This is a genomic window from Sphaerisporangium sp. TRM90804, assembly GCF_029846175.1.
In the GTDB taxonomy this organism is placed as follows: Bacteria; Actinomycetota; Actinomycetes; order Streptosporangiales; family Streptosporangiaceae; genus Sphaerisporangium.
Window position 1 is genome coordinate 85,586 of record NZ_JARWAC010000023.1, and the last position, 24,196, is coordinate 109,781.

Below are 24,196 nucleotides of genomic sequence, written 5' to 3' on the forward strand. Positions count from 1 at the left end.
TGTTCACCTGATGTCGGCCCCGCCGCCCGGTGGCGGGCACGGCGAAGCCCGGGCCTCGTCGGACGAGACCCGGGCCGTCACCTAGTGGCTTTCGCCGTCGGTCAAGGGCTGGTGCAGGTGAGCGTGGGCGAGCCGGCGGTGCCGGACGCCACGAACCCGAACGTCGTGCTGCCGTTGGGCGCCACGCTGCCGTTGTGGCCGGCGGGCCTGACCGTGATCTGCGAGCCGCTGATCGAGTGCGTGCCGTTCCACAGGCTGTTGATCGTGGTGCCGCTCGGCAGCGTCCACTTCACCGTCCAGCCGCTGATCGCGCTGGTGCCGGTGTTGCGCACCGTCACCTCGGCCTGGTAGCCGCCGGACCAGCCGCTGGAGCTGATGGTGCTGGAGCAGCCGCCGGGCCCGGAGGTGGGGGTGGGAGTGGGCGTCGGGTCGGGATCGGGGTCGGGGTCGGGGTCCTGGCCGTTCGGGCCGACACCGGTGACCTGGCCGTTGCCGCCGTCGAAGACGACGTCGGAGCAGTTGTAGAACGTCTCCTGGCTGTCGGACCGCTGCCACACCGAGTAGATGATGTGACGGCCGCTCTTCCCGGAGGGAAGCCTGGCGTTCCAGTAGTAGTAGGAGTCGTTGCTGCCCGGGTTGCCGACGCTGGGCGGGTCGACGGCGTTGTAGAAGGGCTGCGACTCAAGGTCGCTCCAGGCCAGCGCCCGCGTCGGGCTCCAGCTGTCCTTGGTGATGTAGGTGCGGAACGAACCCGGGTGGGCGGCCCACTTGTTGTAGCGGAACTGGATCGAGGCACCGGCGGTCAGGTGCGTCACCGGCCAGTCGTTGCGCGCCAGGTCGAAGCCGCTGAAGTTGTACACCGAGGCCGCGCCGCTGCACAGCTTGCCGTCGGGGATGAAGCCGCTGGTGCGGCCCGCTCCGTCCGAGCGCAGGACGGCGAACCAGTTGTACAGCGAGTTGGTTCCGCTCTGCGCGACGGCGGCCGCGCAGGCCGGGTTGTTGGGCTGGACGGCTCCGTTCTGGCCGATGCCGTCCTTCCAGCACAGGTATGTACGGCTGCCCGGCACCATCATGGCGCCGTGGGCGGATGCCGAGCTCGGCAGCAGCACGACCATGAGAATGGCCGCGAGTACGGCGGCGCCACCGGTGAGGCTGAACTTTTGTCGCTTTCTCATCCGAAACCTTTCGAGGGGGCTACGACATGGGTCCCCGGCGGTCACCGCACGCGCGTCGCGGCAGCGCGCCCTGGACGCTCGAGTACGTCAGGACGTCAAAAGCACGTGGGGTATCCATCGGGGACCCGGTGAAGTAACCGGTCGCCGCCGTGGGCGAACTGCCGCCGACTGCCGACCAGCGATGCGAAAGCGCTTACGCCCTACGAACTGTAGGTCGCCGCCGCCACAAGGGAAATCACCGCGTTTTTCTCCGCGATGTGACCTGAGGCGCTCGGGGCCGTAACCGCAGGTCACGGAGGTGATGCGAGGTTAACGGCCTCAGGTGCCCGATGAAAGCGCATGAAATTTTCGTAACCGGCGGCTCTTCCGGGCGTCTTCCGGCGGGGCCGGCCGCGTCGCCCGCGGGGGCGCGGATCGGTCAGGATGGGGGCGTGGACGTGCGCCCTGTCTCGCCGTCGGCTCTGGTGGAGGAGCTCGCCGACCGTGTCGCCGCCGTGCCCGGCGGGGGGTGGGCCCGCGTCGCCGTCGACGGCGCGCCCGCCGCGAGGCCCGGAGAGCTGGCCGACGCGCTGGTGGGCCCGCTGCGGCTGCGGGGGCGCGAGGTGCTGCGGGTGTCGGCGGCCGACTTCCTGCGGCCGGCGTCGCTGCGGTTCGAGTTCGGGCGCGACGATCCTGACTCCTTCTACGCCGACTGGCTCGACTACGGGGCGCTCGACCGCGAGGTGCTCGGGCCGCTGGAGCCCGGCGGGCCGGGCAAGGTGCTGCCGGCGCTGTGGGACGCCGTGGCCGACCGGGCGACGCGGGCGCCGTACGTGACGCTGCCCGCGGGCGGGGTGCTGGTGCTGGACGGGGCACTGCTGCTCGGCCGCTGGCTTCCGTTCGAGCTCACCGTCCACCTGTGGCTCTCGCGCCGCGCGCTGGAGCGCCGCACCCCCGAGGGCGAGCGGTGGACGCTGCCCGCCTACGCCCGCTACGAGGACGAGGTCGCCCCCGTCGCCCAGGCCGACGTGGTGGTCAAGGTCGACGACCCGCGCCACCCCGCGGTGATCACACCGGCCTGACCGGGCGCGCCGGTTGGCGGGCACCGTTCCGCCCGGGGGCGCGCCGCCGGGGCATAGAGCGGCGGTTGGGTATGTTTCAGCAGGTAGAGAGGGCTCACGGGGGACACGGGGGTCTTAGGCATGTGCGGAATCTGCGGATGGGTGGACTTCAGGCTCGATCTTGACGAGGAGGTCGACGCGCTCCGTGCCATGACGGGGACGATGGCGTGCCGTGGGCCGGACGACGAGGGCATGTGGACGTCCTCGCACGGGGCGCTCGGCCACCGGCGCCTGGCGATCATCGACATCGAGGGCGGCCTTCAGCCCATGGTCGCCGAGCACGAGCGCCGGGTCGCCGCCGTCCTGTCCTACAGCGGCGAGGTCTACAACTTCCAGGAGCTGCGCGAGGAGCTGGCCGCCCACGGCCACCGCTTCCACACCCGCAGCGACACCGAGGTGGTGCTGCGGGCCTACGAGGAGTGGGGCGCCGACCTCGGATCGCACCTCAACGGCATGTACGCCTTCGCGATCTGGGACGCCGAGGCCGAGCGGATGGTCCTCGTACGCGACCGGCTCGGCATCAAGCCGCTGTACTACTTCCCCACCCCCGACGGCGTCCTGTTCGGCAGCGAGCCGAAGGCCATCCTGGCCAACCCGCTCGCGCGCGCCCCCGTGGTGGACGCCGAGGGGCTCAGGGAGCTGCTGGGGTTCGTCAAGACCCCCGAGCACGGGATCTACCAGGGCATGCACGAGGTGCGGCCCGGCGGCGTCGTCCAGATCGACAGGAACGGCGTGTCCACCGACCGCTACTGGAAGCTGGAGGCCGAGGAGCACCCCGACGACCTGCCGCAGACCATACGCACCGTACGCGGGCTGCTGGAGGACATCGTCGAGCGCCAGCTCATCTCCGACGTGCCGCTGTGCACGCTGCTGTCGGGCGGGCTCGACTCCAGCGCGGTCACCGCGCTCGCCGCTCGGGCGCTGCGCGGGCACGGCCAGGGCGGGCTGCGGTCGTTCTCGGTGGACTTCGTCGGCTACGCCGAGAACTTCAGCCCGGACGAGATGCGCGACACCCCCGACACGCCCTACGTCCACGACCTCGTGCGGCACCTGGAGGGCCTCGGGGTCGCGCACAAGGACATCGTCCTGGACTCCGTCGACCTCATGGACCCCGGGGTGCGGGCCGCGGTGCTGCGCGCGCGCGACGTCCCGTTCGGCATGGGCGACATGGACACCTCGCTTTACCTGCTGTTCGCGGCGATCAGGACCCAGTCGACGGTGGCGCTGTCGGGGGAGTCCGCCGACGAGGTCTTCGGCGGCTACCGGTGGTTCCACGACCCCGAGCCGGTGCACGCCGGCACCTTCCCCTGGCTGGCGGCGCCGGGCAACACCCGCTACACCGCGTTGACCGACATCCTGCGCGACGAGGTCGCCGCCGAGCTCGACCTGCCCGCCTACCGCGCCCGCCGCTACCGCCAGGCGCTGGACGAGGTGCCCCGCCTGCCCGGCGAGAACGGGCTGGAGGCCCGCATGCGGGAGATCTGCTACCTGCACCTCACCCGGTTCGTGCAGATCCTGCTCGACCGGAAGGATCGCATGAGCATGGCCAGCGGCCTGGAGGTCCGGGTGCCGTTCTGCGACCACCGGCTCGTGCAGTACGTCTTCAACACGCCGTGGTCGATGAAGACGTTCGACGGCCACGAGAAGAGCCTGCTGCGGGCGGCCGTGCGCGACGTGCTGCCGAGGTCGGTGGCCGAGCGCCGCAAGAGCCCCTACCCCTCCACCCAGGACCCCGGCTACGAGAAGGCCCTGCGCGCCGAGGCGGCCAAGCTGCTCGAACGCGGCGGCGGGCCGGTGGCCCAGCTCGTCGACCTCGGCAAGGTGCGCCGCCTGCTCGACCTGCCCCAGGAGTCCGCGGGCCACACCGACCACCGCTCGGCCCTGGAGGGCTTCCTGCAGTTCGACTCCTGGCTGGAGACCTACCCGGTGCGCCTCAGCCTCTGACGGCCGTCACACCCGGTCGCCGCGCCCGGCCGCCACGCCGGGCGGCCGCGCGGCGTACCGGGGTCTCGGCGTACCGGGGTCCCGAGGGCCGTGCGATGGTCAAGGGCTGGACGACCGTCCGTCAGGCCCCGTCCGTCAGGCCCCGGCCGCCAGCGCGGCGTCCAGGCGGTCTCCGCAGGCGGCGAGCAGGATCCGCGCCGCGCGCGCGTCCAGCTCGCGCTCGATCATGACGACGGCCGTCTTGACCTCGTTGCCCGCCGCCTCCAGCGTGCGGCGCGCGACGCCGGTGTCCGACCCGGTGATGTCCGCGACGATCCGGGCCGCCCGGTCCACGAGTTTGGCGTTGCCGGCCGACACCTCGATCATGTGGTTGCCGAAGGTGCGCCCGCACCTGATCATCGAGATCGTCGAGATCATGTTGAGCACCAGCTTCTGCGCCGTGCCCGCCTTGAGCCGGGTGGACCCCGTGAGCACCTCCGGCCCGACGACGACCTCGATCGGGTGGTCGGCGGCCTGCGACAGCGGCATGCCCCTGTTGCACGCCAGCCCCACCGTCACCGCGCCCAGCCGGCGCGCCTCGGCCACGGCGGCGACCACGAACGGCGCCCGCCCGCTGGCGGAGATCCCCACCACCGCGTCACCCGGCCGCGTCCCCGCCGCCCTGATCGCGGCGGCCCCGGCCTCGGCGTCGTCCTCCGCGCCCTCGACGGAACGCGTCAGCGCCGCCGGGCCGCCGGCGATGATGCCGCGCACCAGGTCGGGGTCGGTCCCGAAGGTCGGCGGGCACTCCGAGGCGTCCAGGACCGCCAGCCGCCCCGACGTCCCGGCCCCCACGTAGAACAGCCGCCCGCCGTCCCGCATGCGTGCGGCGATCGCGTCGATGGCCGCCGAGATCTCCGGCACCGCCCGTCCCACCGCGCCCGGCACCGTGGCGTCCGCCGCGTTCATCAGGCGCGCGATCTCGTCGGTCGGCAGCCGGTCGATCTGCCGGGAGCGCGGGTCGCTCTGCTCGGTCGTCGCCAGGGCCGTGAGTGGAAGAGTCATGACACCTCATACTTCGAAAGATGATCGGGTCGGGCCTCGCGGTCGTCCCGGCACCGGAAGGGGACGCCGGAGTCGGGCGCGGGGGTGGCTTCGGGCACGCCACTCGTCGCACCGTCGTGGTGCTGGTCTCGTTCCGGCGCCGTCACGCCGCCTCCGGACGGCGTGCGGGGCGCCGTCCCGCGGCGGCCGGGCCGCCGGACGTCTCCGGGTGGTCGCATGTCAGGTCAGGGCCCGCCGGTACAGCCAGAAGACCCGCTGAACCCGGGCCCCGGCCGCCCGGGCGTAGAACCGGATCGGGCCCACCCAGGCGATCTGGGTGCTGCGCTGGCCGGCCGCAGCCTGGTCGCGAAGGCACTGGCGCAGCAGCACCCGGCCCACCCCCAGCCCCCGGGCCTCCTCGGCGGTGCCCATCGGGCCGAACCACGACGGGCGCACGCCCCAGGCGGCGAAGCCCAGGATCCGGCCGTCCCTGACGGCGTAGTGGCATCCCTGCGCGTGTTCGGCCTCCCACGCCCAGGAGTCGTTCCACTCGCGCCTGGCGAACGCGGCGACCTCCTCGCGCCCGCCCCGGGGGGCGGTGTGCACGGTGACGCCCACGGCGGCCAGGCGGGCCAGGTCGCCGGGGTCGGGCGGCACCACCCGGGGCAGGTCGGCCGTCATGTTCCAGGCGGTGCGGTACCGCTCGTAACCCTGGCTCTCGGCCAGGCAGACGGCCGGGGTGTAGCGCACGTCGACGCCGGGCCAGGCGTAACAGGGCGGGTTGCCGGCGATGCGGGCCTCGCGGGCGCCCCGCTCGCGCAGCCACGCCTCGGCGGCCGTGAGCAGCGCGCGGCCGGTGCCCCGCCCCTGGGCCGAGGGATGCACCGCGATCAGGTCCACGTGACCCACGCCCTCGGCGGCCATCGAGGCGAACACCACGCCGCTCAGGGCGGGGGTCACCAGGGCGGTCCACTCGCGTCCGGGCGGCGGGCCGGTCAGGTGGGTGACCACCCGGGCCGCGTCGGCGGCGTCGAAGGTGAGCGCGGCCGCCGCGACCCGGCCGGCCGCGTCCAGCTCGGCGGGCGACGCCGGGCGGATCGCGCCGGCACGGGCGGCGCCCGAGCCCGCGTTCCCCCCGCCGCCGGGCCGCGTGCCCGCCGGGCGGATGTCGCCGGGTCCGGTGTCGGTCACGCGACCGCCTCGACGGGGATGACGCCCCGGGGCCGGGGGTGGTAGCACGCGTGCTCGTGGGAGACGTCCAGCCCATGGACGAGCGACGGGCGCTCGCCGTCGCAGCGGTCGGTGCGGAACGGGCACCGGCGGGCGAACAGGCAGCCGGAGTCGCCCTGCCGCTCGTCGAGGGCCTCGGTCGGGACCACCCGCTCCTCGCCCGGCCGCTCCAGCCCGTGCAGCACGGGGGTCGCCGACAGCAGCGACTGCGTGTACGGGTGGACGGGTGCGGAGATCACCGTCTCCGTGGGCCCCCGCTCCACCACCTGGCCCCGGTACAGGACGTACAGCTCGCTGTCGTCCCCGATGTACCGGGCCGTGGCGATGTCGTGGGTGATGAACAGCAGGCCGATGTCGAGCCGCTCCCGGAGGTCCCTCAGCAGGGCCAGGATGCTCAGCCGCATCGACACGTCGATCATGGACACCGACTCGTCGGCGACCAGCATCTCCGGGTCCACGGTCAGCGCGCGGGCGATGACCACCCGCTGGCGCATGCCGCCCGAGAGCTGGTGCGGGTAGCGCCCGAGGACGTAGCCGGGGTCGATGCCCACCAGCGACAGCAGCTCCTCGGCGCGGTCGTCCACCCACGAGCCTGGGCGTTTCGTGTGCCGCGCCCGCAGCTCCAGCGGCGCGGTGAGCGTCTGCTGGATGGTCCGCGTCGGGTTGAGGGCCGAGTACGGGTCCTGGTGGATGAGCTGGATCCTGCGGAAGAACGGCTGCCGCCGCTTGGGCGACAGCGGCGACATGGGGGTGCCGTCGATGACGATCTCGCCGGAGTCGTAGGTCTCCAGGCCCGCGACGATGCGGCCGAGGGTCGTCTTGCCGCACCCGGACTCGCCGATGAACGACACGGCCCCGCCCCGGGGGACGGCGAAGTCGATGCCGCGCAGCGCGGGGACGTCGCGGCCGGCGAGCATGCCGCCCCGCTGCCGGTAGGTCTTGGTGACGCCGGTACCGGTGATCACGTGAGCTCCTCCCGTCCTGTCCGATGGTTCGCCGTATCGAGGCGGTGCGGCCCGTACCCGGCCGTCTCCGCCCGGTCGTGGGCCTGCTCGACCGCGTGGCAGGCGACGGTCCGCTCGCCGTGGGTCACCCGGGGCGGGTCCACCGTCTCGCAGACCGCCATCCGCTCCGGGCAACGCTCGCGGAACACGCACCCGCCCACCGGCAGGGTGCCGAGCGTCGGCGGCCGTCCGGGCAGGGCCCGAGCCTCCGACGGGTCGCCCGACAGGCGGGGGATCGCCCGGATCAGCCCCTGGGTGTAGGGATGGGACGGCGCGCCGAGCACCCGCATCGTCGGCCCGTGCTCCACCACCCGCCCGCCGTACATCACGGCGAGGTGGTCGGTGACCTCGGCGGCCACGCCGATGTCGTGGGTGACCATCAGCGTCGTCAGGCCGCGCTCCTGGTGCACCTCGCGGACGATGCGCAGGATCGTCGACTGCGTGATCATGTCGAGGGCCGTCGTGGGCTCGTCCAGGATGACCAGATGCGCGTTGAGCACCAGCGCCAGCATGATCCCGACGCGCTGGCGCATCCCCCCGGAGAGCTGGTGCTGGTGGGAGTCCAGCACCCGGCCGCCGTCCAGGCCCATGCGCTCCAGCAGGGCGCGGGCCTCGCGCAGCAGCGCGCGCGGGTCGGCCACGCCGTGGGAGCGGCCGAGGTCCAGCACCTGCTTGCCGACCGTCTTGAGCGGGTTGAGGGAGTTCTGCGCCGCTTGGAAGACGTACCCCAGGTGCCGCCCGCGCGCCCGGCGCAGCTCCTCGCCGGCGAGCCCGACGACGTCGCCGAGCCCGTCGATCTCCACGCTGCCGCTCGCGATGCGCCCGGGGGGCTGGACGGCGTTCAGCAGCGACAACGCCAGCGTCGACTTGCCCGAGCCGGACTCGCCGACGATGCCGGTGATGGTGCCCGGCTCGATGGTGAGGCTGACGCCGCCCAGCGCGGGAAGCTCGCCGAGCGGCGTCCGGTAGACGACGGTGAGGTCGCGCACGCGTACGCCCGGCGCCCGCGCGAGGGTCGCCGTGGAGGCGTCGTCGCCGTATCCCTTGAGGTCGATGGTCACGGTGTCAGTCCTCACGCAGCCGGGGGTTGAAGATCTCGTCCATCGCGTCGACGACGAGCACGATGCCCAGGGTGAGCAGCAGGATGGCCAGCAGCGGCGCCAGCAGGTACGGCAGCGCGGCCGGGGTGGTGAGCGCGCCGCCGCCGAAGACGGCGAGGTTGAGCATCACCCCCCAGTTGTTGGACTCGAACGGCAGCACCCCGAGGAAGAACAGCCCCACCTGGGCGTAGATCGCGCCGGTCACCGCGATCAGCACGTTCATCGCGATGTACGGCGCCATGCTGGGCAGCAGCTCGCGCCCGACGATGTGCGTGGACGACAGCCCGAGCCCCCGGGCGGCCTCCACGAAGCCGCGCTCGCGCAGCGACAGCGTCTGCGACCGCACGGCCCGCGCCACGCCGCCCCAGCCGAGCAGGCCGAGCACCAGGCCCATCTCCAGCGGGGACTCGAACTTCCACACCGTCGAGAGCACCAGCAGCAGCGGCAGGCCCGGGATGGTGAGCTGCAGGTCGGTGATCCGCATGAGCACGGTGTCCCAGCGCCCGCGGTGCAGGCCGGCCAGCAGCCCGAGCGTCGTGCCGAGCGCGACCGTGATGATCGCGGTCGCCAGGCCGGTGAGGATGACGTACCGCGCCCCGGTGACCACGAGGGCGAGCACGTCGGTGCCCTCGAAGTCGGTGCCGAAGGGGTGCGCCAGGCTCGGCGCCGCGTACAGCGCGTTGTCGTCACGCGGCAGGTTGGCGGGGTAGAGCAGCGGCCCGACCGTCGCCATGGCCGCGAACAGGGCCAGGATGGCGACCCCCACGACGCGGCCGCGCTTGCGGCGCAGCACGCGCCCGACCCCGCGCCAGAAGGCGCGCCGCGGGGACACGCGGCCGCCGCGCTCGTCCCTGCGCCCCGGCAGGCTGATGGTCAGCGTCACGCGGCGCCTCCCGTCCGCACCCGCGGGTCGATCACGGCGTACAGCAGGTCGGCCGCGATGTTGGCCACGATGATCGCGATCGTCGTCACCAGGAAGGTGCCGCCCATCAGCGCGTAGTCGCGGGTGCCGATGCTGTTGACGAGCAGCAGCCCCAGCCCGGGATAGTTGAAGATCCGCTCGATGAAGATCGCCCCTCCGAACAGCATGCCCAGCGACAGGGCCAGGATCGTGAACAGCGGCAGGATCGCGTTGCGCGCCACGTACCGGAACAGCAGGCCGCGCGACATGCCGCGCAGCTCGGCGGCGAGGATGAAGTCGTCGCCCAGCACGGTGGCCACGCTCGACTTCATCGCCAGCACCCAGCCGCCGTAGCTGGCCAGCGCGTACGTCAGCACCGGCAGCGTGGCGTGGTGGACCAGCGAGGCGAGGTACCCGGCGTTGAAGCCGGGGACGAACTCGACGTCGACCGGGCCGCCGGCGGGGAAGATCGGCCACAGCGTCGCGAAGATCGCCATCATCAGCAGCCCGGTGACGTACTGCGGCACGCCGTGCAGCAGCGAGCCGGAGATCGACAGCACGTCGCCGAGCCGGCCCGAGCGCTTGATGCCGGCGTAGACCCCGAGCGTGACGCCGAGCAGGAAGCTCAGCAGCGTGCCCGCGAGCACCGGCAGCACCGTCCACTGGGCGGCGGCGCCGATCAGCGTCGTGACCTCGGTGCCAGGCGTGCTCAGCGACTGCCCGAGGTCGCCGTGCAGCAGCGCCGTGATGTACCCGGTGTACTGGTCCCACAGGCTGCCCGTGGGCATGAACCCGTACAACGCGGCCGTCATGCGCTGGGCCTCGTCCGGCGCCATGCCGCGCTGGATCAGCGTCTCGTACTGCCCCAGGACGGGGTTGCCGGGGATGTTCCTGATGATCACGAAGCTGACCGTGGTGACGGCCCAGATCATGGCCAGCCCGCGGGCCAGGTGGCCGGCGAACAGGCGGGTGACCGTGCGCGCCCGGGTGCCGCCCCGGGCAGGGAGTAGTCTCATCGCCTCTACTTCTTCTTGATCATGCCGAGTTGCATCCACACGCCCGCGGGGAGCCGCAGCACCTCGCTGTCGGCCGCCGGCCAGCCGGTGTAGCGGGACGTGTTGACGAACTGGGTGTTGACGTAGTCGTAGAGCTGGATCACCGGGAGCTGCTCGTTGGTCAGCTTGGCCAGGGTGCCGACGATGCGCTTCTGCTCCTCGGGCGTCGCCAGGTTCAGCCTGTTGGTCAGCTCGCCGGGGTTGACCCCGGCGACGGTCTCCGGGCCGCCCATCCAGTTGCCCTGCTGCCCCGGCGGCACGTGGGTGAGCCGTCCCGCCAGGAGCTGCCACCCGTTGGCCGAGCCGTACAGGCGCTGGAAGATGTTGTACGGCGAGGGCCCGAGGCCCATCAGCCAGAACCCCATGTCGTACCGGCCCGCCGCCAGCTCGTCCAGGTACAGGATGTAGTCGGCGGAGGTCACCACGGACGCGCTGATCCCGTGGTCGTTGAGCTGGCTGGTGATCGACTTGGCGGCGGCGACCCAGTCGGAGAACGACGCGGGCACGTGGATGCTCACCTTCCACGGCGAGCCGTCGGGCATCCGCCACGTGCCGGCCCTCTTGACCATGCCCGCGGCCTTCAGCTCCCGGTCGGCCTTGGCCGCGTCGACCTTGTACGGCTCCAGCGCGGCGAGCCCGCCGCCGCCCAGCCAGGCCGCCGCCGCGCTGGCGTGGATGCCGCTGGTGGTCACCGCCGGGGTGCCCGCCTCGGGGGAGGCCACCCTCGTGACCTGGGCCCGGTCGATCAGGTAGGCGAGTGCCCGCCGCACGTGCACGTTGTCGTACGGCTTGCGGGCCTGGTTGAAGGCCAGGGACGCCGCCACGGGGGAGTAGCCCTTGCGGATCTCGTTGCCCGGCGTCTGCTTGATGCGGCTCATCACCGCGGCCGGGACGGCCGTGAACGGCGCGCTGTCGAGTTTGCCGGAGACCAGGTAGTTCCAGATCTGCTCGTTGCCGGTGTAGTTGAGGACCTTCACCCGATCCGGCTGGATCCTGGCGGCGTCGTAGAAGTAGGGATTCTTCTTCAGCAGCGCCGCGCCGGGGTTGATCCGCTCCAGCACGAACGGCCCGGCCGAGACGTCCTCGCGGGGCGCGAAGGCGATGACCCGCTGCGCCAGCCCGGTGATCTGGCCCTTGGCCTTCTCGGCGGCCGGGCCCGAGCCCCTGGCGGCGCGCAGCGTCTCCCAGAACCCGGGCGGCAGCAGCGACCCGTAGACGTGCGCGGGAACCACCACGGTCGACAGGACGTTGCGCAGGAACGCGTTGCTGCGGTTCGCACCCTGCGTGATCTTGATCGTCTTCCCGTCGAGCACCTGGATGTCGGCCGCCGCGCCCGCCGCCCCCGCGTTCACCGTGTAGGCGCTGCCGCCCTGGGTGTAGGCGAGCCCGATGGACGTGCGCACGTCCTCGCTGGTGACCGGCTTCCCGTCGGACCACCGCGCCTTGGGCTGCAGGTGGATCACCACCTCGCCCTGGTCGGGCGTGGCCGTCCAGCTCGCCGCGATGCCCGGGTAGAAGGCGTTGGCGTCCGTGAGCCCGTTCTTCGGCCAGGCCAGCGCCATCGCGTCATAGCCCATGAAGGTGCTGCCCGCCGGGTTGAACGGGTTGATGGGCGCCGTCGCGTCGATCTGCTTGGCGCCGTCGATCGTGGTGTAGATCCCCCCGGCATCCGCGGAGTCCACGTCCGAGGCGCCACAGGCGCTGGTGGCCAGCGCCACCGCGGCCACGATCGCTGCGAGTCGCTTCATGCAGGGATGCTCCAGGTCTCCCATCGCTCACTCAGATGGGTACAAGACGGGCTTGGTCACATTTTTCCTCCCGTCACACTACCATGAAGCTTTTTTTGCTAACACCCTCTCACCTGCGAAGACACCTCTATCCGGCCCCACCCGGCCCCAGCCGCCACCGTGCCCAGACACTCTTCCCCCGCATCCCCACCATCCCCGCGCCCCCCGCCGCTCCGGCAAGCCGGGCGAAGGCCGCGCCTCCCGGGAGCCAGGCGGCCGCGGCCGGAGTCCAGGCACCCGCCGCCACCCCCGAGAGCCAGGCCGGCCCCGACTCGTCCGCGAACCCGGCGACCCCCGACTCGTCCGCCAGCGCCTCGACGATCGCCAGCCCGCGCCCGTGCACCGCCTCGACGTCGAGCCTGAGCCGCCGGGGCCGCTCCGCACCGTGATCGCTGACCTGGACCACCAGCTCCCCCTCGCCCGCCCACACCAGAAGCCCGACCGGAGGCTCCCCGTAGGCGACCGCGTTGGCCAGCAGCTCCCCGACCACCAGCACCACGTCATCGGCCAGCCCCCGCAGCCCCCACGACCCGAGCACCTCGCCCACCAGGGCCCGCGCCCTCCCCACCGCCGCCAGGTCGTACGGCACCTCCCAGCAGACGGACCGCGCCCCCGCCTGACGCATCGGTGAGAGATCCGTACCCGGCCACCGCGAATCCCGATCGCCCGTCCGACGCTTCCCCGCTCCACTCCCGACCATTTCGTCCCCTCTTGAGCCGGACATAACTGGTTAATTCGACACTGCCGCCATAGGGATGCTCCTAATGCCATCGAGACAGGCCCTCCGGCGGATTGCCTACTCCTGAAACCGCTTCACACAGTGCCTTCGACCAGCTACGTTGTGCACCGAAAGACCCCCCACATTGCAGGACAGTCCGTAGCGACGCCGTGCTGGTGTGTTGGTGGAGTAGCGATTCACCGTCGGACGGAGAAGAAATGTCCGTACCTGCCGCGCTCGACCCGGCCATCAAGCCGCTTGTTCAGCTCGGCGCGGAACTGCGAAAGCGCAGGAGAATGGTCGGCCTGTCACAGGAACGCCTGGCCGTGCTCATACAATTCAGTCCGAGCCTGGTCGGCTTCATCGAGAGGGGCCAGCGCACGGCCAGCCACAACTTCATGCAGCGCTACGACGACGCCGTCGGCGCGGACGGCGAACTCGTCCGCCTCTGGGCCTCACTCACCCGTGGCGCCAGCCCCATATGGTTCCGCAGCTGGCTGGATGTCGAGCAGGAGGCACACGCCTTGCACTCGTGGGAACCGCTCTACGTGCCGGGCCTACTGCAAACCGTGGACTACGCGAGGGTGGTCATCCGTGGAGAACCCGGCATATCAGAGGCGCAGGTGGAGAAGGCTGTAGCCGCCCGTATGGAAAGACAGGAGATATTCGGTCGAGCGAACCCGCCGATGCTGCGTGTAGTGCTGGACGAAGGTGTTCTTCATCGTCCGATCGGCGGCAAGGAAATCCTGCACGCCCAGCTCGAACGTCTGCTGGAGGCGGCCGAATATCCGAGAATCGGTATTCAGATCATCCCGCTAGAGCTGGGAGTCACGACGGGACTTCTCGGCGGATTCGCCATCGCCCAGATCCCCGGAAGTCCGGATAATGTGTACATCGAATCCGCGACCCACGGGCACGTCACGAGTCGTCCGGAACACGTCCAGGCGATCCAGAGCAGATACGACGCCCTGCGAGCGGCAGCGCAACCCGAGCACGTGTCCCTTGAGTTGATCAGAGAGGCGGAGAAGCAGTGGACCTGAACGAGGAGTTGAAGACGGCCGCGTGGCGTAAGGCGACGAAAAGCGGCTCCAACCAAGGCAACTGCCTGGAGGTCGCCCCCTTGTCCGGAGGGCGCGTCGGCCTCCGCGACACCGAGGCCCCCGACAGGGCGCCCTTCGTGGTGAGCGCTTCGGTCTGGGACGCCTTCGTCGACGGCGCCAAGAAGGGCGAGTTCGACTTCTGAGCCCGTAGCCATGGGCTTGGCGGAGGCATCCCGCGATGGCGGGTTCCGTCAGGTCCGACGGTCGGGCAAAAGCAAAGGCGAGGAGATAGCACTCCTCGCCACTTTCAACGTATAGCGCACGGGGGGGCTTGCGGCAAGACCCGGGTCGTGCCGCAGAATCGGCGGCCGGACACAGCACCGACGAGGTAATGGGGGGCGCGACGTGGGTGTGCCGGCGATGGAACAGTACGTACTGGATCTTCAGGAGGTTGACGAGACGCGGGTCGCGGGCGTGGGCGGCAAGGCCGCGCACCTGGGCGCGCTGTCACGGATCGAAGGCGTCCGCGTGCCGGCCGGGTTCTGCGTGACGACGGCCGCGTTCCGGCGGATCTTGGCGGAGGCGCCGTCGATCGATGATCGGCTCGATCGGCTGTCGCGCCTGAACCCGGACGACCGGGAGGCGATCCGCACGCTCAGCGCGGAGGTCCGCGGGGCCATCGAAGGGACGGCCATCCCGAGCGAGCCGGCGGCGGCGATCACCCGAGAGCTCGCCCGGCTCGGTGGTGAGCAAGCCGCCTACGCCGTGCGGTCCAGCGCGACCGCCGAGGACATGCCGACGGCCTCCTTCGCGGGCCAGCAGGACACGTACCTGAACGTTTTGGGGCCGGCGGCGATCCTCCAGCACGTGAGCCGGTGCTGGGCGTCGCTGTTCACCGAGCGGGCCGTGACCTACCGCCTGCGCAACGGCTTCGACCACCGGCAGGTCCACATGGCCGTGGTCGTCCAGCGGATGGTCCTCCCGGACGCGGCCGGCATCCTGTTCACGGCCGACCCCGTCACGGGCGACCGGAAGTCCGCCACCGTGGAAGCCGGCTTCGGCCTCGGTGAGGCCCTGGTCTCCGGCCTGGTGAACCCGGACGTCTTCAAGGTGCGTGACGGCGAGGTCGTCGCCGAGACGGTCGCCGCCAAACAGCGTGCCCTTCACGCCCTCCCGGGCGGCGGGACGCGGGAGGTGGAGATCGACCCGGAGCGACAGGAGCGGCCGGCCCTGACACACGAGCAGGTCGTGCGGCTCGTACGGCTCGGGCGGCGGATCGAGGCGCACTTCGGCCGCCCGCAGGACATCGAATGGTGCCTGGCCGGCGATGACTTCCAGATCGTGCAGAGCCGGCCGATCACCACGCTGTTCCCCCTCCCCGAGGCGGGCGACGGGGAGAACCACGTCTACCTCTCCGTCGGTCACCAGCAGATGATGACCGACCCCATGAGACCACTGGGGCTGTCGATGTGGCGGCTCACCGCCATGGCGCCGATGCACGAGGCCGGCGGGAGACTGTTCGTCGACGTCACCCGGCACCTGGCCTCGCCCGCGAGCCGCGCCGCCTTCCTGGAGATGATGGGAAAGTCCGACCCGCTGAGCAGGGACGCGCTGGAGACCGTGCTCGACCGCGAAGGCTTCGTCCCGACGCTTCCGGACGCCGGCCCCGCCGGGCCTCCGGTCGGCGGCGCGCCCGCCCCGATCGAGAACGATCCGGCCATCGTCGCCGGGCTGATCGAGCGCAGCCGGGCGTCCATCGACGCCCTGCGGCGCGACATCGCGACCAAGACCGGACCGGCGCTGTTCGACTTCCTGCTGGAGGCCTTCCAGGAGCACAAGCGGGTCCTCGGCGATCCGTCGAGCATGCGGGCGATCATGGCGGGGATGGATGCCACCTGGTGGCTCAACGACCGGCTGGGGGAGTGGCTGGGCGAGAAGAACGCCGCCGACACCCTCACGCTGTCCGCCCCCGGCAACGTCACGTCGGAGATGGGACTGGCGCTGCTCGACGTCGCGGACGTGATCCGCCCGCACCCGGAGGTGGTGGCGTTCCTGCGGGGCGTCGAGGACGACGGCTTCCTGGACGAGCTGCCGAAGTTCACCGGCGGGCCCGAGGCGCGCGACGCCATCGAGTCCTACCTCGACCGGTACGGCATGCGCTGCGTCGGCGAGATCGACATCACCAGGCCGCGTTGGCGCGAACGCCCCGCCACGCTCGTGCCGGTCATCCTCGACAACGTCAGGAACTTCGAGCCGGGCGCCGCCGAGCGGCGCTTCGAGCAGGGACGGCGAGAGGCGCTGAACAAGGAGCGGGAGGTGCTGGAGCGGCTGCGGGCGCTGCCGGACGGGGAGCGGAAGGCCGGGGAGACGAAGCGGATGATCGACCAGGTCCGCACCTTCATCGGCTACCGGGAGTACCCGAAGTACGGCATCATCAGCCGCTACTTCGTCTACAAGCAGGCCCTGATGGAGGAGGCCGAGCGCCTCGTGCGGGCCGGCGTGCTCCTCGACAGGGACGACGTCTTCTACCTCACGTTCCAGGAGTTCCACGACGTCGTCCGCTCGAACCAGGTGGATGACAAGCTGATCAAGCACCGCAAGGACGCGTTCCGGTCGTACCAGGCGCTCACGGCGCCCCGGGTGCTGACCTCGGACGGCGAGGTCCTCACCGGGTCGTACCGGCGCGACGACGTGCCGCCCGGCGCGCTGATCGGCCTGCCGGTCTCCGCCGGGACCGTCGAAGGGCGCGCCCGCGTCATCCTGGACATGGCCAGGGCCGATCTCGAACCGGGCGACATCCTCGTCACGGCCCACACGGACCCGAGCTGGACGCCGCTGTTCGTCGCCGTCGCGGGCCTGGTCACGGAGGTCGGCGGACTGATGACCCACGGCGCGGTGATCGCACGGGAGTACGGCCTGCCGGCCGTCGTCAGCGTGGCCGACGCCACCCGGCTGATCCCCGACGGGCGGCGGATCCGCGTGCACGGAAGCGACGGGTACGTCGAGATCCTGCCCTGACCGGCGCTACTCCGGCGTGCGGGCGCGCAGGGCCTGGATGAACCAGTCGAGCACCGGGGTGAGGGTCTCCGGCGGAGCCCAGCCGTTGATCACCGCAAGGAGGCGGGAGTACTGCTCTCTGCGGGGATCGTTCGCGGCCTCCAGCCGGGTCAGCAGGCGGTGCCGGAGGGCGTCGTCGTCCGGGTGGCCCAGGGCGTGCGCGTATCGGCTCGTCACGGAGGCGACGACGAGGCCGGCCTCAGGGGAGGACGGGGCGATGCCCGCCTCCACTGCCGGGCCGGCCTGCTCGCGGACCATCGCGGTGGAGTCCCGCTGCACGGTCGTGGTGCCGCTCTGGGAGCGGTCGGCCGCGTGATGTTCGGCCATGCGGCGCATGCCGGTGCGGAATCCGGGGTCCTGGGACAGTTCGGCCAGCTCCACCCAGGCCCGCACCTGTTCGGCCTCGGGGTCGCCGGGCAGCTCGGGGGTCATCGTGCGCCTCGCGCCCGCGAAGCGGTGGTCGACGTCCAGGCCGTCGAAGGCGGCGTCGAGGAACTCGCCGATCAGACGTCGGCGCTCGTCCTCGGAGAGCTTGGCGAGCTTGTGCATGAGATCGATCTCCTTCGGGGTGGACCCGCGCTCGGCGACCGCCGTCAGCACCGCGCGCCGCAGGCGCAGGGTCCTGATCTGCACCGCCAGCGCCTCGGCGTGGGCGGCGGCGACGTCGGCGAGCGAGATCTCCCGCTCCACGACCTTGCGGATCGTGGAAAGGTCGAGTCCCAGGTCGCGCAGCGTCCGCACCAGTTCGAGGCGGGCGAGGGCGTCGGCGTCGTAGAGGCGGTAGCCGGCCGGGCTGCGGCCGGACGGGGGCACGATCCCGCGATCGGAGTAGAACCGGATGGCCTTCACCGTCAGCCCCGTCCGCTCGGCCAGCTCCCCGATCGAGTAGAGCCCGTCCCCGTCCATGCCCCCACCCTCCCGCCTCCCCTCAGGGGAGACTCAAGCCCCGCGCCGCCCGGCCGAGAGCACGAGCACCGCCGCCAGCAGCACCACCGCGCCGAGCAGGCCCGGCACCGTGAGCCGCTCGCCGAGGAACCCCACCGCGATCGCCGCCGCCGCGAGCGGTTCCACGAGCGCGACGACCGAGGCCGTGGTCGCCGTGACGGCCCGTAGCCCCGTGAAGAACAGCCCGTACGCCAGCGCGCTCGGCACCAGCCCCAGGTACGCCAGCATCGCGACGACCGTAGCCGGATCGCCACGCCCGGGGAGAAGCCCGGACACCAGCGCGAACGGCAGCAGGCACAACGTCCCCACGACGAAACCGACCAAGGCGCTGCCGAGAGGATCATCCTGGCCACCCTGGGCGCGGTCGCCCCGGGTGAGCGGCGTGGCCGGTGCGCGTCCCATGACACTCCTGGTCAGCAGGGTGGTCGCCGCGTAGGCCACGGCCGACAGCACGGCCAGGGCGACGCCCGCGCCCGGCCGTCCAGCGGCCGGGCCGGTGGCGGCCCCGCCGCCGAGCACCATCAGCACCAGCCCCGCCAGTGCCGAGGCGACGACCAGGACGCCTCGGCCGCCGAGGCGCTCGCCCAGCCAGAGCCGGGAGCCCAGCGCCACGAGGACCGGCCCGGAGCCGAGCGTCACCACCGTCGCGATCGCGACCCCGGCCGACCCCACGGCCGCGAAGTACGCGGTCTGGTAGAGGGCCATCCCGGCCCCCGTCGCGACGAGCCGCATGGGCGCTCGCCGCACCTGCTCGACGAGCGACGACGCGCCCCGCCCGCGCAGCAGCGGCCAGGCCACGCCGAGCGCCAGCGCGCCTCCGGCAAAGCGCCAGAAGGACACCGCCGACGAGTCGAGCCCACTGGCGGAGTACAACACGGCGGCGACCGCGCCGCCCGTCCCCCACGCGGTCGCCGCCACGGCGATGAGGAACACGGCCCTGCCGGACGGCAGGGGACCAACACGAAGCATCTTCGTCTCCAACGACTCGCTGTCCCGATGAGAACTCGCACTCGCGGACAGCGAAGCCACGCCCCCGGGCGGTGCCCGGGGGCGTGGAGGTGGAGCGCGCCGCCCGCTTAGCGGGCGGGCGGCGGCGAGACGTTGAGACGCATGCCGTGGAACCTAACACCGCAGGCCGAGAAGAACGACGACTTATCGGGGCCCACCCCAGGAGGCCCAAGTGGCCGGATATAGGGGCTCACCCAGAAGGCCCGAGTGGCCCGTTATCGGGCTCGCCCCAGGATGCCCGAGTGGAGGGTCATCAGGGCCCCAGTACACCCGGGTGGCTGGTTATCGGGCTCGCCCCAGGAGGCTCGGATGGCCGGTTGCCGGGGTTCGCCCAAGACGCCCGAGTGGGTGGATATCGGAGTCCGCCCTAGTACGCCCGAGTGGCGGCGTGCTCCTCCTCAGGAGTACTGGCCGACCTGGTAGTCGCCGGCGGGCCGCTGGACGATGACGCTGAGGCGGTTCCAGGCGTTGATGAACGCGATGAGAGCCACGAGAGCGCCGAGCTGCTCCTCGTCGTAGTGCTTGGCGGCGTTCGCCCAGGCGTCGTCCGTGACGCCGCCGGCCGCGTCGGCGATGCGGGTGCCCTGCTCCGCCAGTTCCAGAGCGGCGCGCTCGGCCTCGGTGAAGACCGTGGCCTCCCGCCAGGCGGCGATCAGGTTGAGGCGTACCGAGGTCTCCCCGGCGTGCGCGGCCTCCTTGGTGTGCATGTCGGTGCAGTAACCGCAGCCGTTGATCTGGCTGGCGCGGATCTTCACCAGCTCCTGCGTCGCGGCCGGCAGCGCTGAGTCCGCGAGCGGCTTGCCCGCCGCGACGAGGTACTTCAGGGCCTTGCCTGCGACATCGGTGCCGTGAAGGTTCATGCGAGCATCCATGGCGCTCTCCTTAGGTTTGTTCGGTGGCTACACCTCTCTGACCGAACAGCCGGGCAGAACGTGACAGGAACGGATGTGAGGTGCGTCTCCCCGCGTGCACTCGCGGCGGGCCGCCCGCGAATCTGGGATCCGCCGAGCCGTCGCCCCTCCTCATCACGATAGTCCGGGCCACCTCCGGCCCGACTCACGCCCGTGATCGTCGTGTGGCCCATCCTGTGGGCCGTCGTGCGGCGCCGCCCCGGCGCGGCCCGAAGCCTCGACGGCGGCGGTGACGCGGACCCGGCTGCGGCCGTGGCCGTCGCCGTCGCCGTCGGCGCGGAGCGGCCCCGCGTACCTCGTGACATTGACAAGATGAGTGGCGACTCATATTTTGAGCGACAGATCATGAGTGCTGACTCATCTTAGGAGTGCAACGGTGAGCGAAGTAGACGAAGTGGCACTGGCCGGGCCGCGAGAGGCCTTCGAACGATTCCGAGACCACCTGCTGGCGGGCACATCGGCCGGGCTGGAGACGTTCCTCGCCGACGACGCCGTGGTCGAGACCCCGTTCGCCCCGCCCGGCGCCCCCCGGCACATCGAGGGCCGCGAGGCGTTCGCCGCGAGGGCCGTCCCTCAACGAGAGGCGCTCCTGAAGCGCATCCGTTTCACCGCCGTACGCGACGTGATCGTCCACGAGACGGCAGACCCGCAGGTCGCGTTCATCGAGTACGAACTGGAGGCGACCCGCGAACCCGACGGCCTGCGAGCCGCCGCCCCCTTCGCGGTGGTGGTGCGAGTAGAGAACGGCCGCGTCACCCTGTGGCGCGAATACCAGAACCCCACGGCGATGGCCCTGCTCGCGACGGTATGACCGATCGGCCGGTCCTCACGGGCCGCCGCTGACCCGGCCGCGTACTAACGCTTGAATCGTCGCTGACCCGGCCGCGTACTCGCGCTTGAAACCGCCGCGTCGCGGCCGGGCGACCGGGGCGGTCAGGCCCTGAATCTTCATGCACGGCCCCACCCTCGCCGAACCATCCGCCCTGCGTCACGTTGTCGGAGGGACCTGCTTGACTGCTCGGCATGAACTACACGGAGCTGCTGCGCGACGAGCGGAACATCGAGGGCCTCGACCTCTCGGAGACCCCGTTGACCGACGTCCTCGCCGCAGAGCCGTACACCTTCAAAGACTGCGACCTGTCGCGGGCCGATCTGCGAGACGCCGACCTGGTGGGCTACGCCTTCGACGGCTGCGTGCTCGACGGAGCCGACTTCCGCGGCGCCGATCTCGACGGCGCCCGCTTCACCGGCGGCGGCGGCTCCGACATCAAGTTCATCGGCGCCGAGCTCACCGATGCCACCTTCACCAACGTCGACCTCTCCGCCGCCCGCTTCGGCCACGCCCTGCTCACCGACGTCGCCTTCACCGGCTGCCGCATGATCGGCGCCACCCTGTCCGACTCGCGCGGCACCCCCTTCACCCTGACGAGCTGCAACCTCACCATGGCCGACGTCTCCGGCTGCACCTTCCGCAAGCAGACCCTCGACAACATCCGCTTCGACGAGGCCAACCTCGCGGCCTGCGACTTCGCCGGCGCCGTCCTCACCGAATGCAGGCTCAGAGGCGCCCGCCTCCTGGACACCAAGTTCACCAAGACCGACCTCCGAGGCGCCGACCTGGGCACAATCGACGACACCCAACTCCGCACCCTGGCAGGGGCCATAATCAGCCCCGCCCAAGCCGCCGCCCTCCTCGCCGACCGAGGCTTGACGGTCATCTGACTTTCACGAGGTAAACCACCATTTGGGTGGGGTGACCGCGGGGTCGATGACGCGTAACCGGCTAGCTGGAGTCGGGTCGACTCCCCTCAGGGTGATCAACCGCTGGCCGTCCGCGTCCTCCAGTACCTCCAGCGCACCGGGGAGTCCCGCGAGGACCGTCGCGATGGCGACGCCCATACCCGCCAGTCCGGCGTGCTTGTGGGGGTACTCGATTCGGTGTAGTCCGGCGGCTCTGATGGCGGCGACCTCGCGTGGGCGCTGCATCTGTCGGCCGTCATTGGTCAGCACCACATGCAATCCCTCAGCCGCCGCGCGGGGATAGAGCTGCTCGTCACGGGTTCCAGACCACTGTGGCAGATCGAGCAGATGGACGATTTCGTGGCTCAGGATGAAAGCGGTGAGCGCCCGATGGAGCGGGCTGGGCACATTCTCATCCAGCAGCAGCCGCACGTGGTTCCCGGGAAGGGTCGTAACTGTCGACGTAGGCGGCGAAGTCGGCCGCGTCCATCGCGGCCGACGCGGTGACGTTCGGGTAGTAGTCGGAGACCCGCTCGGCGGGCACGCCGTCGCGGAGCAACGCTGCCACCTCGTCGTAGGGCACCCGCGTCCCCTCAATGACCGGGACTCCACCGCGGACGGCGGGATCCACGCTCACGTGCTCGCGGGGCTGGAGAAGATCGGGAATGTGCCGGCCGTCGCGGTAGAACGGGCGCAGGACGTCGATCATCTCGTGGATGACGACATTCGCCTTACGGGTGACAAGGTCGGTCGCCTGGTCGGGCTCCACGAGGTAGATGCTGCTGCCATCGGCGACCAGCCGGTAAGCCGACAGGTGCTCGCGTTCACGCAGATCGCCGCGGAGCGTGTCGAGAGCCCGGCGAATCTTCTGCAACGAGGCGTCGTTGCGAAGCCGCACGCAGGTGCGAAGCGCCACCACATCTCTGAACGAGTACAGGACGGGTCGCACCACGGAGACCTCTGGCACGAGGACGGCCCCGCGGCTCGAACTCGCCTTCCGCCAGTGAGCGAGTTGGCGAAGCGTGGCGCCCGACAGCGCGGCGGCCAGCGGTGGGCTGTAGGACACCGCGGCACCTCCTCGCCCGTCTCGCACCAGTTCCCTGGTCATCATCGCAAACATATTGACGATCTTCGTGGCCTCGTCGCGTGCGCGGGTCGGTTTGCGTGACCGGAACAGGCCAAGTCAGCACTCGGTGTGTTCGTTGGACGGTGGAGGCGGGAGATAGGCCAAGGGTTCGCCCGAGTGGCATGCCGTCACTGGGCGAACGCCCGTTCCAAGCTGGACGTTTCGCTGAACCTGCGGGCTCTGATACTCCGAGAGCGTTTCGTGACCGCCGCCCGGTGCCTGTCTGTTGCCTTCACGTTGGCGTCAACGTTCTAGCGTGGCGCGACGGCCGAGGTCAGGCAGGGCGGACGCGTGGTGGGCGACGCCAGTTCATCGCCTTCGGCCGCCGACCCGGCCGAGCGAAGGAACGACGATGAAGTTCGCCGTCAGCTACAACACCGCCTATCACGGTGTCGACCCCGACAGGATCATCGCTTATGCCCGGCACGCGGAGGCGTGCGGCTTCGAGGCGCTGTACGTGCCCGAGCACATCGCCCTGTACCCCGGTGCGATGTTCGGCGCCTACGAGATGCCGCCGTCCCTGCCGTACGCCGACCCGCTCGACTGCCTGAGCTTCGTCGCCGCGGCGACGAGCACCCTCCTGCTGGGAACGGGCGTCCTGCTGTTGCCGTACCACCACCCGGTGGTCCTGGCCAAGCGCCTGGCGACCATCGACGTCCTGTCCAAGGGCCGGATGCGGCTGCTGACGGTAGGTCTCGGCACCCTGCCCGGCGAGGCCCAGGCGATGGGAGTCGACTTCGCCACCCGAGGCCGCCGCGCCGACGAGGCCATCGACGTGATGCGGCTCCTGTGGGCGGGCGGCGAAGACGGCGTCAGCTTCGCGGGTGAGTTCTTCGCCTTCACCGACCTGTGCCAGTACCCCAAGCCCTACGAGGCCACCCATTTGCCGATCCACATCGGCGGCTCCAGCCGCGCCGCGGCCCGCCGCGCCGGCCGCCGAGGCGACGGCTACTTCCCCGGCGGCGCACTGGACCCCACCGAACGCGCCCTGCAATGGAACCTCGCCCAAACAACCGCCGCCGAAGCGGGCCGCACCACCCAAGCCCTGCAATACACCCGCTGGGCCTCCACCGACCTGACCCCCGCGCAAGCAGAAGCACACGCCGCCCAAGGCGTAACCCGCCTCGTCGTCACCCCCACCACCCCCCACCCAGCCCGACAACACGACGAACTCTCCGCCCTCGCCGACCGCTTCGCCCTCGTCTGACCATCCCGCCTGATACTCCCGCCAGCACGTGGGACCCCGTACCTGGACTCGTCCACGCTGCCGGTGGCCCGGAGCCCGTGACTTGCGCCCACCCCCACAAGAACGGTCGGCAGCCAAGCCGCCGA

22 protein-coding genes are annotated in these 24,196 nt (G+C 71.3%); 8 read left to right on the forward strand and 14 right to left on the reverse strand.

Features of this window, described 5'->3' with window-relative positions; all coding sequences use genetic code 11:
- Window positions 1-101 precede the first annotated feature (101 nt).
- On the reverse strand, window positions 102-1,175 hold the full coding sequence (locus PYR91_RS27280; protein WP_279784226.1) for a lytic polysaccharide monooxygenase: 1,074 nt from the start codon (window positions 1,173-1,175) through the stop codon (window positions 102-104).
- Window positions 1,176-1,606: 431 nt separating this feature from the next.
- Here PYR91_RS27280 and PYR91_RS27285 point away from each other — a divergent pair, with 431 nt between their 5' ends.
- Both PYR91_RS27285 and asnB read left to right on the forward strand, forming a co-directional pair.
- The gene (locus PYR91_RS27285; protein ID WP_279784228.1) at window positions 1,607-2,236 is read left to right on the forward strand and encodes a uridine kinase; all 630 of its coding nucleotides are present in this window, start codon (window positions 1,607-1,609) and stop codon (window positions 2,234-2,236) included.
- Window positions 2,237-2,356: 120 nt separating this feature from the next.
- Complete coding sequence (asnB, locus tag PYR91_RS27290; RefSeq protein WP_279784231.1) at window positions 2,357-4,219, forward strand: asparagine synthase (glutamine-hydrolyzing); 1,863 nt, start codon at window positions 2,357-2,359, stop codon at window positions 4,217-4,219.
- Window positions 4,220-4,354: 135 nt separating this feature from the next.
- Here asnB and murQ read toward each other — a convergent pair whose 3' ends face one another.
- The 8 genes from murQ to PYR91_RS27330 form a co-directional block, all read right to left on the reverse strand.
- Entirely contained in the window at window positions 4,355-5,263 is a 909-nt protein-coding gene (gene murQ, locus PYR91_RS27295; protein WP_279784233.1) for an N-acetylmuramic acid 6-phosphate etherase, read from the reverse strand.
- Window positions 5,264-5,482: 219 nt separating this feature from the next.
- Window positions 5,483-6,433, reverse strand: coding sequence for a GNAT family N-acetyltransferase (locus PYR91_RS27300; protein ID WP_279784235.1), 951 nt, complete (start codon window positions 6,431-6,433; stop codon window positions 5,483-5,485).
- Window positions 6,430-7,437: an ABC transporter ATP-binding protein gene (locus PYR91_RS27305; protein ID WP_279784237.1), complete on the reverse strand. Its 1,008-nt coding sequence runs from the start codon at window positions 7,435-7,437 to the stop codon at window positions 6,430-6,432. The genes PYR91_RS27300 and PYR91_RS27305 overlap by 4 nt, the downstream gene beginning before the upstream one ends.
- The gene (locus tag PYR91_RS27310) at window positions 7,434-8,537 is read right to left on the reverse strand and encodes an ABC transporter ATP-binding protein (protein ID WP_279784239.1); all 1,104 of its coding nucleotides are present in this window, start codon (window positions 8,535-8,537) and stop codon (window positions 7,434-7,436) included. Before PYR91_RS27310 ends, PYR91_RS27305 begins: the two co-directional genes overlap by 4 nt.
- 4 nt (window positions 8,538-8,541) lie before the next feature.
- Window positions 8,542-9,459 carry an ABC transporter permease gene (locus PYR91_RS27315; RefSeq protein ID WP_279784242.1) on the reverse strand — a complete coding sequence of 306 codons (918 nt, stop codon included), beginning with the start codon at window positions 9,457-9,459 and terminating at the stop codon, window positions 8,542-8,544.
- Window positions 9,456-10,493, reverse strand: a complete 1,038-nt coding sequence (locus PYR91_RS27320; RefSeq protein ID WP_279784244.1) for an ABC transporter permease — start codon at window positions 10,491-10,493, stop codon at window positions 9,456-9,458. Before PYR91_RS27320 ends, PYR91_RS27315 begins: the two co-directional genes overlap by 4 nt.
- 5 nt (window positions 10,494-10,498) lie before the next feature.
- Window positions 10,499-12,280, reverse strand: a complete 1,782-nt coding sequence (locus tag PYR91_RS27325; RefSeq protein WP_279784246.1) for an ABC transporter substrate-binding protein — start codon at window positions 12,278-12,280, stop codon at window positions 10,499-10,501.
- A gap of 127 nt (window positions 12,281-12,407) precedes the next feature.
- Window positions 12,408-12,944 carry an ATP-binding protein gene (locus tag PYR91_RS27330; protein WP_279784248.1) on the reverse strand — a complete coding sequence of 179 codons (537 nt, stop codon included), beginning with the start codon at window positions 12,942-12,944 and terminating at the stop codon, window positions 12,408-12,410.
- Between the two features lie 311 nt (window positions 12,945-13,255).
- On the opposite strand from PYR91_RS27330, the gene PYR91_RS27335 reads away from it, so the two are divergent.
- The 3 genes from PYR91_RS27335 to rph all read left to right on the forward strand — a co-directional run bounded on the left by PYR91_RS27335 (window position 13,256) and on the right by rph (window position 17,095).
- Window positions 13,256-14,077 carry a helix-turn-helix transcriptional regulator gene (locus PYR91_RS27335; RefSeq protein ID WP_279784250.1) on the forward strand — a complete coding sequence of 274 codons (822 nt, stop codon included), beginning with the start codon at window positions 13,256-13,258 and terminating at the stop codon, window positions 14,075-14,077.
- The gene (locus PYR91_RS27340) at window positions 14,068-14,280 is read left to right on the forward strand and encodes a DUF397 domain-containing protein (protein ID WP_279784252.1); all 213 of its coding nucleotides are present in this window, start codon (window positions 14,068-14,070) and stop codon (window positions 14,278-14,280) included. The genes PYR91_RS27335 and PYR91_RS27340 overlap by 10 nt, the downstream gene beginning before the upstream one ends.
- A gap of 217 nt (window positions 14,281-14,497) precedes the next feature.
- Window positions 14,498-17,095: a rifamycin-inactivating phosphotransferase gene (rph, locus tag PYR91_RS27345; RefSeq protein WP_279784254.1), complete on the forward strand. Its 2,598-nt coding sequence runs from the start codon at window positions 14,498-14,500 to the stop codon at window positions 17,093-17,095.
- 6 nt (window positions 17,096-17,101) lie between these two features.
- On the opposite strand, the gene PYR91_RS27350 is transcribed toward rph, so the two are convergent.
- The 3 genes from PYR91_RS27350 to PYR91_RS27360 all read right to left on the reverse strand — a co-directional run bounded on the left by PYR91_RS27350 (window position 17,102) and on the right by PYR91_RS27360 (window position 19,959).
- Complete coding sequence (locus PYR91_RS27350) at window positions 17,102-18,040, reverse strand: MerR family transcriptional regulator (RefSeq protein WP_279784256.1); 939 nt, start codon at window positions 18,038-18,040, stop codon at window positions 17,102-17,104.
- Window positions 18,041-18,073: 33 nt separating this feature from the next.
- Entirely contained in the window at window positions 18,074-19,048 is a 975-nt protein-coding gene (locus PYR91_RS27355; protein WP_279784258.1) for an EamA family transporter, read from the reverse strand.
- Between the two features lie 437 nt (window positions 19,049-19,485).
- Window positions 19,486-19,959 (reverse strand): carboxymuconolactone decarboxylase family protein, encoded by a 474-nt coding sequence (locus tag PYR91_RS27360; protein WP_279784259.1) that lies wholly within the window; start codon window positions 19,957-19,959, stop codon window positions 19,486-19,488.
- Between the two features lie 415 nt (window positions 19,960-20,374).
- Here PYR91_RS27360 and PYR91_RS27365 point away from each other — a divergent pair, with 415 nt between their 5' ends.
- Together PYR91_RS27365 and PYR91_RS27370 are read left to right on the forward strand one after the other, a co-directional pair.
- Window positions 20,375-20,809 (forward strand): nuclear transport factor 2 family protein, encoded by a 435-nt coding sequence (locus PYR91_RS27365; protein WP_279784261.1) that lies wholly within the window; start codon window positions 20,375-20,377, stop codon window positions 20,807-20,809.
- Between the two features lie 212 nt (window positions 20,810-21,021).
- Window positions 21,022-21,720, forward strand: coding sequence for a pentapeptide repeat-containing protein (locus tag PYR91_RS27370; RefSeq protein ID WP_279784263.1), 699 nt, complete (start codon window positions 21,022-21,024; stop codon window positions 21,718-21,720).
- A gap of 3 nt (window positions 21,721-21,723) precedes the next feature.
- Here the strand turns inward: PYR91_RS27370 and PYR91_RS27375 are convergent, their stop codons facing one another.
- Together PYR91_RS27375 and PYR91_RS27380 are read right to left on the reverse strand one after the other, a co-directional pair.
- Window positions 21,724-22,170: a hypothetical protein gene (locus tag PYR91_RS27375; RefSeq protein WP_279784265.1), complete on the reverse strand. Its 447-nt coding sequence runs from the start codon at window positions 22,168-22,170 to the stop codon at window positions 21,724-21,726.
- Entirely contained in the window at window positions 22,151-22,804 is a 654-nt protein-coding gene (locus PYR91_RS27380; protein WP_279784267.1) for a DUF433 domain-containing protein, read from the reverse strand. Before PYR91_RS27380 ends, PYR91_RS27375 begins: the two co-directional genes overlap by 20 nt.
- A gap of 412 nt (window positions 22,805-23,216) precedes the next feature.
- Here PYR91_RS27380 and PYR91_RS27385 point away from each other — a divergent pair, with 412 nt between their 5' ends.
- Window positions 23,217-24,071 (forward strand): TIGR03619 family F420-dependent LLM class oxidoreductase, encoded by an 855-nt coding sequence (locus tag PYR91_RS27385; protein ID WP_279784269.1) that lies wholly within the window; start codon window positions 23,217-23,219, stop codon window positions 24,069-24,071.
- Window positions 24,072-24,196 lie beyond the last annotated feature (125 nt).

What these genes read in the sequence shown, in the direction of transcription:
- PYR91_RS27370 (WP_279784263.1), top strand. Translation starts at nt 21,022, where the DNA reads ATGAACTACACGGAGCTGCTGCGCGACGAGCGGAACATCGAGGGCCTC.
- PYR91_RS27330 (WP_279784248.1), bottom strand. Translation starts at nt 12,944, where the DNA reads ATGCGTCAGGCGGGGGCGCGGTCCGTCTGCTGGGAGGTGCCGTACGAC.
- PYR91_RS27385 (WP_279784269.1), top strand. Translation starts at nt 23,217, where the DNA reads ATGAAGTTCGCCGTCAGCTACAACACCGCCTATCACGGTGTCGACCCC.
- murQ (WP_279784233.1), bottom strand. Translation starts at nt 5,263, where the DNA reads ATGACTCTTCCACTCACGGCCCTGGCGACGACCGAGCAGAGCGACCCG.
- PYR91_RS27360 (WP_279784259.1), bottom strand. Translation starts at nt 19,959, where the DNA reads ATGGATGCTCGCATGAACCTTCACGGCACCGATGTCGCAGGCAAGGCC.
- PYR91_RS27350 (WP_279784256.1), bottom strand. Translation starts at nt 18,040, where the DNA reads ATGGACGGGGACGGGCTCTACTCGATCGGGGAGCTGGCCGAGCGGACG.
- PYR91_RS27355 (WP_279784258.1), bottom strand. Translation starts at nt 19,048, where the DNA reads ATGCTTCGTGTTGGTCCCCTGCCGTCCGGCAGGGCCGTGTTCCTCATC.
- PYR91_RS27325 (WP_279784246.1), bottom strand. Translation starts at nt 12,280, where the DNA reads ATGAAGCGACTCGCAGCGATCGTGGCCGCGGTGGCGCTGGCCACCAGC.
- PYR91_RS27320 (WP_279784244.1), bottom strand. Translation starts at nt 10,493, where the DNA reads ATGAGACTACTCCCTGCCCGGGGCGGCACCCGGGCGCGCACGGTCACC.
- rph (WP_279784254.1), top strand. Translation starts at nt 14,498, where the DNA reads ATGGAACAGTACGTACTGGATCTTCAGGAGGTTGACGAGACGCGGGTC.
- PYR91_RS27335 (WP_279784250.1), top strand. Translation starts at nt 13,256, where the DNA reads ATGTCCGTACCTGCCGCGCTCGACCCGGCCATCAAGCCGCTTGTTCAG.
- PYR91_RS27280 (WP_279784226.1), bottom strand. Translation starts at nt 1,175, where the DNA reads ATGAGAAAGCGACAAAAGTTCAGCCTCACCGGTGGCGCCGCCGTACTC.
- asnB (WP_279784231.1), top strand. Translation starts at nt 2,357, where the DNA reads ATGTGCGGAATCTGCGGATGGGTGGACTTCAGGCTCGATCTTGACGAG.